This window comes from Aureimonas sp. SK2 (genome assembly GCF_029813115.1).
Classification (GTDB): Bacteria; Pseudomonadota; Alphaproteobacteria; order Rhizobiales; family Rhizobiaceae; genus Aureimonas.
The window spans coordinates 1-12,799 of sequence record NZ_JAPZDS010000005.1 but is presented as its reverse complement, the minus strand read 5'-3'; the positions used below and the strand labels follow the sequence as shown (position 1 = coordinate 12,799).

The window sequence follows — 12,799 nt, the reverse complement described above, 5'->3', positions numbered from 1 at the left end:
TGCGTTCGCCTGACCTGTCAAGCTGCCTGTTGAATGTTCGTTCAATATTGTCTCTTCCGATGATCGCGATCGAACAGTTCTTCATCGACATGGCGCGGGATTGTGCATTGCGAGAATAGATCGAAGCCCATTTATGCGGAACATGCGGGCGCCACCACGCGGTGAGCGGTTTTCCGCACTGGATTGAACGATCGATCGATCTTTGCTATCGGCTGAGGTCTCCCGGAGGTGACGGATGGCTCGGATGGACAGTGTTTCGCGATTCGGCGCCGAGGACCAGCGCCGCCGTCAACTGATCGAGGCGACGATCGACGCGCTGGCCGATGTGGGCTTCGCCGCCTCCAGCCTGTCGGAGATCGCCGGGCGTGTCGGCGTCGTGCCCTCGCTCGTCTCCCACTATTTCGGAGACAAGGACGGTCTCCTCGAGGCGACGCTGCGTCATCTCGCGAGCCGGGTCTCCACCAGCGCGAAGCTGCGCCTCCAGCGCGCCGAAGGGCCGCGCGAGCGCATCCAGGCCGTGATCGACGCCAATCTCGCGCCGGAGGAGTTCGACGCGCGGACCTGTTCCGTCTGGCTCGCCTTCTGGGGGCAGGTGCTCCACTCCGCGCGCCTCAAGCGCGTACAGCGGGCCTACCAGAAGCGCATGCTCTCCAACCTGCGCTACGACCTCAAGGCGCTGTGCGGCGACGAGGACGCGCACCGCATCTCCGTCGCCATCGCCGCGGTGATCGACGGCCTCTGGCTGCGCTCCACCCTGTCGGAAGTGGCCGAGACCGACAGCCTGTCGGCCCGCGCCATCGCGACGAGCTTCGCTGACCGCGAGATCGCGGCCGCCAAGCCCCGCGAGCCCAAGCCCGCGCCGAGCCTGCGGCGGAGCGATGCCGCGCCCGTCCTAACCAGCCATGTCGGCGGCGCCTACCTGCCGTTCGACCCGGCCGCCGAGACCTTCGCGACGATCAATCCCGCAACGGGCGAGGTGCTGGCCGAGATCGCGATCGCCGGCGAGGCCGAGGTGAACCGGGCGGTCGAACTGGCGCACGAGGCGCAGCGGGGCTGGGGCGCGATGACCGGCGCCGAGCGCGGGCGCATTCTCCAGAAGGTCGCCGCGCGCCTGCGCGAGCGCAACGCCGAACTCGCCCTTCTGGAGACGCGCGACACCGGCAAGCCGATCCAGGAGACGGAGGCGGTCGATGTCCTGTCCGGCGCCGACTGCATCGAGTATTTCGCCGGGCTCGCGGCAAGCCTTTCGGGCGAGCACGTGGATCTTGGCCCCAGCGCCTTCGGCTATACGCGGCGCGAGCCGCTCGGCGTCGTCGCAGGCATAGGCGCGTGGAACTATCCGATTCAGATCGCCTGCTGGAAGGCGGCCCCGGCGCTCGCCGCCGGCAATGCCGTGATCTTCAAGCCCGCCGAGCTGACGCCGCTAAGTGCCCTCAAGCTCGCCGAGGTGATGGTCGAGTGCGGGGTGCCGGCCGGCGTCTTCAACGTCGTCCAGGGCGACGGGCGGACGGGGCGCCTCCTGTCGCGCCATCCCGGCATCGCCAAGATCTCGCTGACCGGCGAGGTCGGCACCGGCAAGAAGGTGATGGCGGATGCCAGCTCCACCTTGAAGCAGGTGACGCTGGAACTCGGCGGCAAGTCGCCGCTGATCGTCTTCCCGGATGCCGATCTCGACAACGCGGTCGGCGGCGCGCTGCTCGCCAACTTCTACTCGGCCGGCGAGGTCTGCTCCAACGGCACGCGCGTCTTCGTGCACGAGGACGTGCGGGAGGCCTTTCTCTCCAGGCTGGAGGCGCGCACCCGCGCGATGCGGGTGGGCGACCCGAAGGACCCCGCGACCCAAGTCGGCGCGCTGATCTCGGAAAGCCACATGCGCAAGGTCCTCTCCTATATCGAGGAGGGCCGGCGCGAAGGCGCCAGAGTGCTCGTCGGCGGCGAGCGCGTCGTGACGGGAGACCTCGCCAGGGGCTGCTTCGTCCAGCCGACGATCTTCGATGCCTGCACCGACGACATGCGCATCGTGCGCGAGGAGATCTTCGGGCCGGTGATGACGGTGCTCTCCTTCCGCGACGAGGACGAGGTGATACGCCGCGCCAACGACACGCCCTTCGGGCTGGCGGCGGGCGTCTTCACCTGCGACCTCGCGCGGGCGCACCGCGTGGTCGCCCGGCTGGAAGCGGGCACGACCTGGATCAACACCTACAACATCACGCCGATCGAGTTGCCCTTCGGCGGCGCCAAGCAGTCGGGCCTCGGGCGCGAGAACGGGCGCGCGGCGCTTCTCGCCCATACGGAGGTGAAGAGCGTCTACGTCAATCTCGGCTCCGTCGACGCGCCCTATTGACCGGAGGACGGATGATGAACCCGGAAAGCTTCGACTACGTCATCGTCGGCGCGGGCTCGGCCGGCTGCGTCCTCGCCAACCGCCTGTCGGAGGACGGCCGGAACACGGTGCTCCTCCTCGAGTTCGGCGGCTCGGACCGCTCGGTGCTGATCCAGATGCCGAGCGCCCTGTCGATCCCGATGAACATGAAGAAGTACAATTGGGGCTACCACTCCGAGCCCGAGCCGTATCTCGGCGGCCGGCGGATGAACTGCCCGCGCGGCAAGGTCTTGGGCGGCTCCTCCTCCATCAACGGTATGGTCTATGTGCGGGGCGCTCCGGCCGACTTCGACCGCTGGGAGCGCGAGGGGGCGGCGGGCTGGAGCTACCCGGACGTCCTTCCCTATTTCCGCAAGGCCGAGCACCGGCGGGCGGGGGGCGATCCCTATCGCGGCGACGAGGGCGCGCTCCACACGACCTACGGCGACCTGAAGAACCCGCTCTATCAGGCCTTCGTCGAGGCGGCGGGCCAGGCCGGCCACGCCATGAACCAGGACATCAACGGGGCGACGCAGGAAGGCTTCGGCCGGATGGACATGACCGTCCACGAGGGGCGGCGCTGGTCCACGGCCAACGCCTATCTGCGCCCCGCGCTCGGCCGGCCCAATCTGAAAGTGGAGACGCACGCGCTGGTGGAGCGCATCCTGTTCGACGGACGCACGGCCTCGGGCGTCGCCTACCGGGTCGGCGGGGCGGAGCGCCGCGCGCTGGCCCGGCGCGAGGTGATCCTCTCGGCCGGCTCGATCAACAGCCCCAAGCTCCTGAAGCTGTCCGGCGTCGGCCCCGCGGCGGAGCTGCGCGGACACGGCATCGAGGTCGTGGCGGACCGGCCGGGCGTCGGCGAGAACCTGCAGGACCACCTGGAGTTCTATTTCCAGGTCGCCTGCCGCGAGCCCATTACGCTCTTCTCGGCCATGTCGCCCTTCGCCAAGGGATCGATCGGCGCGCGCTGGCTCCTGACCAAGAAGGGGCTCGGCGCCACCAACCATTTCGAGAGCTGCGGCTTCATCCGCTCGCGGCCCGACATCGAGCATGCCGACATCCAGTACCACTTCCTGCCGCTGGCCGTGACCTACGACGGCAAGGGCCTGGCCTCCGAGCACGGGTTCCAGGCGCATGTCGGGCCGATGCGTTCCAAATCGCGCGGCCATGTGCGGCTTGCCTCGGCAGATCCGGCCGAGCCACCGCGCATTCTCTTCAACTACATGAGCCATCCCGACGACTGGGCGGAAATGCGCGCCTGCGTGCGCCTGACGCGCCAGATCTTCGCGCAGCCGGCCTTCGACCGCTATCGCGGCCGCCAGATCCAGCCGGGCGACCATGTGCAGACCGACGCCGAGATCGACGCCTTCGTCACCCAGCACGTGGAAAGCGCCTATCACCCGTCCTGCACCTGCGCGATGGGTGCGGCGGACGCGGCGATGACCGTCGTGGACCCGCAGACGCGCGTCGTCGGCGTCGACCGCCTGCGTGTGGTGGACAGTTCCATCATGCCCTCCATCACCACCGGCAATCTCAACGCGCCGACGATCATGATCGGCGAAAAGGCGGCGGACATCATCCGCGGCCGCGAGCCGCTGCCCCGTGCGGACGTGCCCTACCAGCGGGTGGCCTTCCTGCCCGCGCCGGCGCAAAACGTGATGTAGGCACCGCATCCGTCGGCCACGACCCTGACGGTGTGCGGAGCTATCGCGCCAAGTCTTTGCGCCGGTGGCGCACGCACAACCTCGACCCGAGCCATTCCCGTCCGGTCAAGTGCCGGCGAAATAGATGCCCGCTTCGGCGCGAAGGCAGGGCGGGCATCTGGGTCCGCAGGCCTAGTTGGACACCAGCCAGCCCGTGCGTTCGAACAGCGTCCGCGCCGTGGCGCTTTCCGCCGCCACCATCTTCGTGAAATCCTCGCCGGTCACGAAATGATCGGTCTGCGACGTGCGCGCCAGCCACTCCTTCCATTCCGGCGTCTCGCGCACCTTGGCGAGGATGTCGGCATAGTAGGCCACGGCCTCGTCCGTCACGTCCGCATTGGTCCAGATGGTGCGCGGCATCCGGTATTCCTCGACGGGAAGGCCTGCCTCGACGCAGGTTGGAATGTCCGAAAGCGCCATGTCGCCGGCGACCTTGTCGGTCTGGCTCATGCGCTCGGGCGAAAAGACGCAGAGAGGGCGGACCAGGCCGCCCCGCCACTGGCCCATGTTCTCCTGCGGGTTGTTGAAGTTCGCGGCGATGTGGGCGCCCGCCAGCTGGGTCGCCGCCTCGCCGCCCGACTTGAAGGGAATGTAGACGAAGCTCGCGCCTGTCGCGAACTCGATATGCTTGGACAGGATCTGGTCGGTGTCCTTGGACTGCGAACCGCCGACGCGCATCCCGCCGGCCTTGGCGGCAGCGATGAACTCCGCCGTGTCCTTGTAGGGTGCATCCTTGTGCGTCCACAGAAGGAACTCGTCCAAGGCCATGGCGGCGACCGGGCGCAGGTCTTCCGGCGCATAGGCCGCCTTGGTCACCATCGGCAGCAGCCATTGGTTGTTCGTGCCGAAGACGAGCTTGTGCGGGTCGTTCCCGGCGAGCTTCCCGTCGACGAAGGCTTCCGTACCTGCACCACCGCCCTTGTTGGTCACCACCACGGAGACCGGCATCAACTCGTGCTTCTGCACGATGGACTGGACGATGCGGGCGAACTGGTCCGTGCCGCCTCCGGCGCCCGATGCGACGACGAACTCGACAGGCCTCGTCGGCGCCCATTCGGCCAGTGCGGGTGCCGTTCCGGCCACGAGACAGATCGCGGTCGCGCCCCAAAGCGCCTTGGTGAACGTATGGTTCATGCTCTTCCTCCCTTGGTGGTTTCTGGATGAGGCTTGCGCGTTCGGGTCAGGCCAGCGCCGCCTGCGGGCTGGGCTCGGCATCGGCCGCGCCGAAGAAGAGCGCGTCCTGGCGCCGGCGCAGGGTCAGCAGCGTGCTTTCCGCCGGTTCGATGTCGGCCAGCGTGATTTCGACACCCGCCGGAAGGTCGCGCAGGAGGCGGCGTCCGGACAGGAGGTAGTAGGGGGCTGCGCGGGAAGAGGCCAGCGGAGCCGCCGGCACGAGTTCGGGGCCGACGCCCTGGATCGTGTGGTGATGCCCCTCGGCGACGAGACGGGTTCCCGCCACCAGCGCCAGCGTGGTGCGGCCAACGAGATCGACAACCGGCGTCGGGCTCCCTGCGACGCTCACCCCGTTGATCACCGCGTCGAGCAGGCTGATCGGCGCCTCGATTCCCAGGAGATGACGCGGGATCCAGATCATCGCGGCATCGCCGCCCCGGCTCATCGTATGGCCTTTTCCGGCAAGGACGGCCCAGGTTTCGGTGTCTTCGCATCGTACGGTCACGAAGACACCGCCGGCGAAGGACACGTCTCCCGGCCCCCGCAGAGCGTTGAAGACATCGAGGCGGCGCGTGCCTTTCAGCAGCCCGCCACAATCGCGCGTCTCGAAAAGGCTGGCCACTTCCTCGATCCGCGCGATCGGCACGTGAAAGCCGGGAACGTCGGGCGTCAGGCCTGTCGCGTTGGCGACCACCGCCAGTTCGCAGAGGTCGGGCACCGCGCGCTGGGGAAGCTGGTGGGCCAGAGCGGCGCGCCGTGAGACCACCTCCGCCACCGCGCCGTCGCCAAGGCGCGACACGACGGAGAAGCCAGGCACCGCAGCGAAGCGGCCTTCGCTGGCAATGCCTTCGCCGTCCTCATCTAGAACGAAATCGTATTCGCTCGACTTGCCGGCCGCCAGAATCGGCAGACCCAGCGTCTCGGCCCAGGTGACCAGCGCGATCAGCAGCGCCGGCTGGTCGCCGTCCACCGGCGTGCACACGAGACCGCGCTCACGGGCCGCATGGGCGAGGTAGGGGCCGACCACGGAGTCGGTCTCCTTGGTCACCAGGGCGACATGCCGGCCTGCCTCCAGCGCTGCCATGGCGTGGGCGGCGCCGGCCTCCGGGTGGCCGCTCGCCTCCACAACGATATCGACGGGGAGGGCGAGAACGTCGGCAAGCCGCGCGCTCGCGACACAGAGGCCGGCATCCCAGGCCGCCCGGGCCTCCGCCGCAGTCCGACAGGCGGCGATGTCCGAGGCGTTCCAGCCGGTTGCGAGGAAGGCTTCCACGGCTCGATCGACGCTTGTGTCCACCGCGATGCGAACGTTGAGGAGCGCCATTCGGCGTCCCTGGCCTAGCAGTGACCGACCAAAGGCGCCCGCGCCGACGAGAAGGGCCTCGACCGGTCGCTCCGCCCTGGCAAAGCGCGAATGGCTGTTCATCGATGACCTCGTTTCAAGTCGTCTCAACAGAAGGGACGTTTGGCGTACCGCTTCATGCTGAATTTGGTATACCAAGCGAACAGGTCGCTGGCGCCCCGTCAACCCGCTTTCGTTGCTGCAGCGCACAGGTGCGATCTTGCCAGACTCGAGGGCTTGACGACTTCCAGCGATGGATCGATCGTCGGCCTTTGATGAACATCGCGACGACGATTCCACTTCCCCCGATCTCGCTGCCCGAGCCGCTGGCGGATCTCGTGGTGGAGCGTTTGCGCTCGCTGATCGTTACCGAGGAACTGGAAGCGGGGACACGCTTGCGCGAGCGGCAACTCGCCGAGCGACTGGGCGTCTCGCGCACGCCGCTGCGCGACGCGCTCAAGGTGCTGGCAGCCGAGGGGCTGGTGCGGATCGAGCCGAAGCGCGGCGCGATGGTGCGCCATCCTTCGCCTGCCGAGATCGAAGAGAAACTGTCGGTGCTCGCGGTTCTCGAGGGATTTGCCGGAGAATGTGCGGCGCGGATGGCGACAGACGCCGAAATCTCGGCGATTGGGCGCCTGCAGGACGAACTGACCGCAGCCTTCGAACGACAGGACCGCGCCGATTACTTCCGTATCAACCAGGATATCCATCGGTCGATCGTGGCGGCCGCACGCAACGAAACTCTGGCGGCCGTCCACATGCAGTTGAACGCCCAGCTTGCCTTCTACCGCTGGAAGGGCAGTGCCGATCTCGAACTCTGGAACACCGCGATCGCCGAACACGCGACGCTGCTCGAGCTACTGCAGAACCGCGACGCGACCGGCCTCGCCGAAGCCCTTCGCACCCACGTGGCCAGCACCTGGCGCGAGATGCGACGCCGTCCGTCCCCAGCCTAGCTGGACGCGAAACGGCCCGTCGCAGAGAAGGGCACCCTCTTGAAGGGCATCTTGCGGCACCGAGGAGGGGAAGGCCGAGTTCCGGCGTCCGTTTCCGGCCGTTCCTTTCGGTTGCACCCAAAGAACGCAGGGCCGGCGAACGATTGCTTGAGCCGGCCCTATTCCGATCGGGTCGGTCCACGTACCATCCCGTCTCTTCAAGGAATCGGGGGGGTGCATGCGTCTGGAGAACCGGGTTGCCCTGGTGTTCGGTGCGGGATCGGTCGGCGAGGGCTGGGGCAACGGCAAGGCCGCAGCCGTCGCCTATGCGCGCGAAGGGGCGAAGGTCGTCTGCGTCGACGTCCAGCCGGCCGCCGCCGAGGCGACGGCCGCGATCGTCGCGGCGGAGGGCGGAGCCGCGCTGGCGCTCGGCGCCGACATCACCAGATCCGACGAGATCGAGGCCTGTGTCGCTCGCGCGATGGCGGAGTTCGGAGCGATCGATATCCTGCACAACAATGTCGGGATCAACCTGCCCGGCGGCGCGGCGGATGCGAGCGAGGAATCCTGGCGCCGCGTGATGGACGTCAACGTCACCGGGGTGTTTCTGGCCTGCCGCGCGGTGCTTCCCATCATGGAACGGCAGGGGCGCGGTGCGATCGTCAACATCTCTTCGCTCGCCTCCATCCGATGGACCGGCTACCCCTACGTTTCATATTATGCTTCCAAGGCGGCGTTGAACCACTTCACGCGCGCCATCGCGATCGAATACGCGGCGCGCGGTATCCGGGCGAACACGATCCTTCCGGGCGTGATGGACACGCCGCATGTCGTCCAGCAGATCAGCGGCTATCACGCCGATCTCGACGAGATGCGCCGCAAGCGCGCGGCGGTCCCGCCGATGAAGCGGCAAGGCGACGCCTGGGATATCGCCTGGGCGTCTGTATTCCTGGCATCCGATGAAGCTCGGTACATCACCGGGATCGAACTCCCAGTGGATGGCGGAATGCACGCGGCGGCTCCAGGAAGCATCTCCTGACGGCGTCCACAATATGGACCTATCTGTAGAATTTCTGCCTCTCTACTCTTCGACAGACTTGCTTTCGAACTTGAGTTCGTTTGTGATCTAGCTCTGGAACGGCACATAAGATCCACATGATGGACCGCCGATTCCGAGGGAGAGCAGCCGGTTCAGGCACGCGACGGTTCGAATCCATTCGGGATCGTCGCTCCGCCCCATCGAGGCGTCGTTCCACGGCGCGCCGGCTGCAAGGGGAGGAGACATCATGTCGATCGCGTCCGAAGGCGTCGCCACGCTCGACGCGCCCGATCTCGACGGCGCGCTGCGCCGCGGCTCGGGCCTCATGCGGCCGGTGGAGGCGGTCGCCGCCGTGCTGCTCGTCCTCATCGTCGGGCTGCTCTTCGGCGGCGTCGTCTCGCGTTACGTCTTCCACCGTCCGGTCATCTGGATCGACGAGGTCGCCTCCATCTCCTTCCTGTGGCTGGCGATGCTGGGCGCGGCCATCGCGATCGATCGCGCCGAGCACCTGCGCCTCACCATCTTCCTGTCGATGATGCCGGCGCGCTGGCGCCCCGTCGCCGAGACGCTGGCGCTGGTGCTGGTCGCGACCTTTCTCGCCGCCCTCGTCTGGCCGGCGGTGGACTATGCGATCGAGGAATCCTGGGTCACCTCGGCGGCGCTCAACATTCCCTTGTCCTGGCGCGTCTCGGCCATCCCGTTCGGCATCGGGCTGATGCTGCTCCTTGTCCTCGGCCAGCTCTGGAAAGCCCGGGCGCCGGTCCGCGTTCTCGGCTGCGCCGCGGTCGTCGCCCTTGTCTGCGGCGCGCTGTGGCTCGCCGGGGCGGACCTTCGCGCGCTGGGCTACGGCAATATCGTGGTCTTCCTCGTCGGCTTCGTCGCCCTGTTCCTGGCGCTCGGCGTGCCGATCGCCTTCTGCTTCGGCCTCGGCGCGCTCGCCTTTCTCACATTCACCTCCAACGTGCCGGTCTTCGTGGTGATCGGGCGCATGGACGAAGGCATGTCGGCGCTGATCCTGATCTCGGTGCCGATCTTCGTGCTTCTCGGCTGCATCCTCGACGCGACGGGCATGGGCAAGGCGATCGTCGATTTCCTCGCCTCCATGCTCGGCCACGTGAAGGCCGGCATGAGCTACGTGCTCCTCGGCTCTCTCTTCCTCGTCTCGGGCATTTCGGGGTCCAAGGTCTCGGACATGGCGACCGTCGCGCCTGCGCTCTTTCCCGAGATGAAGCGACGCGGTCACAAGCCCAAGGAGATGATCGCGCTCCTTTCCACCGGCGCCGCCATGGCCGACACGGTGCCGCCCTCGATCGTGCTCATCGTGCTCGGCTCGGCCGCCGGCGTCTCCATCGCCGGGCTCTTCACCTCCGGCTTCATCATCGCCATGGTGCTCCTTGCGGTGCTCGTCGGCCTCGCCCGATGGAAGGCGCGGGGCGAGGTGATGGACGGCATCCGCCGCGCGCCGATGAGGGCGATCGGCAAGGCGGCGCTCGTCGCCGCGCCCGCCCTCGTCCTGCCCTTCCTGATCCGCTCGGCGGTGGGCGGGGGCGTGGCCACGGCGACGGAAGTGTCGACGCTCGCCGTCCTCTACGCCATGATCATCGGCATGGTGCTCTATGGCGGCATCGGCCCGCGCAAGATCTACGCCATGCTGGTGGAGACAGCCGCCCTGTCCGGCGCGATCCTCCTGATCCTCGGCACCGCCTCGGCCATGGCCTGGACGCTGACGCAAACCGGCTTCGCCACGCACCTCGTCGCCATGGTCTCCGACCTTCCCGGCGGCTGGATGACCTTCATGCTGGTGTCGATCGGCGTCTTCATGCTGCTCGGCTGCATCCTGGAGGGCCTGCCGGCCATCGTCCTGATGGCGCCGATCATGTTTCCGGTGGCCCGCTCGCTCGGCATCAACGACGTCCATTATTCCATGGTCATCGTCACGGCCATGAACATCGGTCTCATGGCCCCGCCCATCGGCATCGGCTTCTACATCGCCTGCAAGATCGGCAACGTCTCGCCCGACGAGGCGATGGGCGCGATCTGGCCCTATATCGGCGCGCTGGTCGTGGGCCTCCTCCTGATCGCCGCCTTTCCGATCCTGTCGACCTTCGCGCTCTGAACGCGCCGACCCCATCCGCCATCAACGATAAAAACGGGAGGACTAGACCCATGCGCATGAACCGCCGCCAATTCGTCGTCGGCGCGGTCGCCACCGGCGCCGTAACGAGCTTCGCCATCCGCACCCGGCCGGCCCATGCCGCCGAGTTCACCTACAAGTTCGCCAACAACCAGGCGCTGACGCACCCGACGAACGTGCGCGCGCAGGAGGCCGCCAGGAAGATGCAGGAGGAATCGGGCGGCCGGTTCGAATTGCAGATCTTCCCGTCCTCGCAGCTCGGCGCGGACACGGACATGCTGAGCCAGGTGCGCTCGGGCGGCGTCGAGTTCTTCTCGCTCTCGCCCCTCATCCTCTCGACGCTCGTGCCGAACGCGGCGCTCAGCGGCATCGGCTTCGCCTTCCCCAATTACGACGCGGTGTGGCCCGCCATGGACGGCGAGCTCGGCACCTATGTGCGCGGCCAGATCGCCGAGCGCGGCCTCGTCACCATGGACAAGATCTGGGATAACGGCTTCCGCCAGATCACCTCGTCCAAGGGCCCGATCAACACGCCGGCCGACCTCGAAGGCTTCAAGATCCGCGTGCCGGTCTCACCGCTCTGGACCTCGATGTTCTCCGCCTTCGGCTCGGCGCCGACCTCCATCAACTTCGCCGAGACCTACGCCGCGCTGCAGACCGGCGTCGTGGACGGCCAAGAGAATCCGCTCGCGATCCTCACGACCCACAAGGTCTACGAGGTGCAGAAATACTGCTCCACCACCAACCACATGTGGGACGGGTTCTGGATCCTCGGCAACCGCCGCGCCTGGCAGAGTCTGCCGGACGAACTCAAGGAGATCGTGGCCAAGAACTTCAACGCGGCGGGTGAGCAGCAGCGCCAGGACGTGATGGAGCTCAACGCCGGCCTGCGCGGCGATCTCGAGGGCCACGGCATGGTCTTCAACGAGCCCGACACGGCCCCCTTCCAGGCCAAGCTCAACGAGGCCGGCTTCTATGCCGAATGGAAGGGCAAGTTCGGCGAGGACGCCTGGGCCATCCTCGAGAAGGCCGTCGGCAAGGACCTCGGCTGACGGGACGGGAGGCAGGAGCGATGCGGCGCATGGATCCATCGGCCGGGCAGGGAGGCGAGGGCGAGAGGACCCTGGTTCCCGCCTCCGGCGCCCAGGCGGTGGACCGGGCGCTCGCGCTCCTCTCCCTCGTCGGGCGCGAGGCCGAGCGCGGCATCGCCCTGTCCGAGATCGTCGAGGCGAGCGGGCTGAACAAGCCGACCGCCCGCCGCCTTCTCGTCGCGCTGATGCGCTCACGCCTCGTCGAGCAGTCGGAAACGACGCGGCGCTACTACCTGTCGGACGAGGTCTACGTGCTCGGCGTCCTCGCCTCGAGTCGCTACAGCCTCCTCGATGTGGCCATGGAGAGCCTGCGGACGCTGGCCCAGGCATCGGGCGACACGAGCTTCCTGTCGATGCGCCGGGATGCCCACGCCGTATGCCTTCATCGCGAGGAAGGCGCCTATCCCGTGCGCTCCCACGTCCTCCAGGCGCGCGACCAGCACCCGCTGGGCGTCGGGGCAGGATCGCTCGCGCTGCTTTCGTCTCTGCCTGACGCCGAGATCGCCGAGATCCTCCAGCGCAACGCGCCGATCCTGGCGGAGCGCTATCCCGGCTGCTCGCCCGACGAGCTCCGCGAGGGCGTGCGCCGCACCCGCCAGGATGGCTACGCCTTCAATCCCGGCCTCGTAGTGGCCAGCTCCTGGGGGATCGGGCAGGCGGTGATGTTCCCGGACGGGCGCGTCGCCGGCGCCCTGTCGATCGCCGCCATCGACAGCCGGCTCCAGCCGGACCGCCGGGCGGAACTCGCCTCCCTCCTGCGCGCCGAGACCGCCAAGGTCGAGGCCAAGCTCGCCCGCCTGTTCTCGCGCGAGCGGGCCCGGCCCGCCTCCTTCCCGCGGCGCGAACCCGCCGCCGTCTCATCCGCTAGGGAATCCCATCATGTCTGAACCGCAGATCGTCGGCTGGGCCCATTCGCGCTTCGGCAAGTCGGAGGCGCCCGACACGCGCGCGCTGATGGCGGAGGTCGCGCTTCCCGCCATCCACGATGCCGGCCTGTCGCCCGACGACGTCGACGGT

9 protein-coding genes are annotated in these 12,799 nt (G+C 67.8%); 7 read left to right on the top strand and 2 right to left on the bottom strand.

The window, feature by feature from the left end; all coding sequences use genetic code 11:
- The first annotated feature begins 244 nt into the window (after nucleotides 1–244).
- Entirely contained in the window at nucleotides 245–2,344 is a 2,100-nt protein-coding gene (betB, locus tag O5O54_RS07840) for a betaine-aldehyde dehydrogenase (protein WP_279480425.1), read from the top strand.
- Between the two features lie 14 nt (nucleotides 2,345–2,358).
- Nucleotides 2,359–4,029, top strand: a complete 1,671-nt coding sequence (betA, locus tag O5O54_RS07835; RefSeq protein WP_279480782.1) for a choline dehydrogenase — start codon at nucleotides 2,359–2,361, stop codon at nucleotides 4,027–4,029.
- Between the two features lie 171 nt (nucleotides 4,030–4,200).
- Here the strand turns inward: betA and O5O54_RS07830 are convergent, their stop codons facing one another.
- Both O5O54_RS07830 and O5O54_RS07825 read right to left on the bottom strand, forming a co-directional pair.
- Entirely contained in the window at nucleotides 4,201–5,202 is a 1,002-nt protein-coding gene (locus O5O54_RS07830; RefSeq protein ID WP_279480423.1) for a tripartite tricarboxylate transporter substrate binding protein, read from the bottom strand.
- Nucleotides 5,203–5,248: 46 nt separating this feature from the next.
- The gene (locus tag O5O54_RS07825; RefSeq protein WP_347814875.1) at nucleotides 5,249–6,565 is read right to left on the bottom strand and encodes a flagellar biosynthesis protein FlgA; all 1,317 of its coding nucleotides are present in this window, start codon (nucleotides 6,563–6,565) and stop codon (nucleotides 5,249–5,251) included.
- Between the two features lie 293 nt (nucleotides 6,566–6,858).
- Here O5O54_RS07825 and O5O54_RS07820 point away from each other — a divergent pair, with 293 nt between their 5' ends.
- From O5O54_RS07820 to O5O54_RS07800, 5 genes are all read left to right on the top strand, one after another.
- Nucleotides 6,859–7,539, top strand: coding sequence for a GntR family transcriptional regulator (locus tag O5O54_RS07820; protein ID WP_279480420.1), 681 nt, complete (start codon nucleotides 6,859–6,861; stop codon nucleotides 7,537–7,539).
- 217 nt (nucleotides 7,540–7,756) lie between these two features.
- Nucleotides 7,757–8,557, top strand: a complete 801-nt coding sequence (locus O5O54_RS07815) for a glucose 1-dehydrogenase (protein WP_279480418.1) — start codon at nucleotides 7,757–7,759, stop codon at nucleotides 8,555–8,557.
- Nucleotides 8,558–8,804: 247 nt separating this feature from the next.
- A complete protein-coding gene (locus O5O54_RS07810; protein ID WP_279480417.1) occupies nucleotides 8,805–10,673 on the top strand; it encodes a TRAP transporter large permease subunit in 1,869 nt (622 codons plus the stop codon).
- A gap of 50 nt (nucleotides 10,674–10,723) precedes the next feature.
- Nucleotides 10,724–11,743: a TRAP transporter substrate-binding protein gene (locus O5O54_RS07805; RefSeq protein WP_279480415.1), complete on the top strand. Its 1,020-nt coding sequence runs from the start codon at nucleotides 10,724–10,726 to the stop codon at nucleotides 11,741–11,743.
- A 29-nt stretch (nucleotides 11,744–11,772) separates the two neighbouring features.
- Nucleotides 11,773–12,669 carry an IclR family transcriptional regulator gene (locus tag O5O54_RS07800; RefSeq protein WP_279480412.1) on the top strand — a complete coding sequence of 299 codons (897 nt, stop codon included), beginning with the start codon at nucleotides 11,773–11,775 and terminating at the stop codon, nucleotides 12,667–12,669.
- The last annotated feature ends 130 nt before the right edge of the window (nucleotides 12,670–12,799 follow it).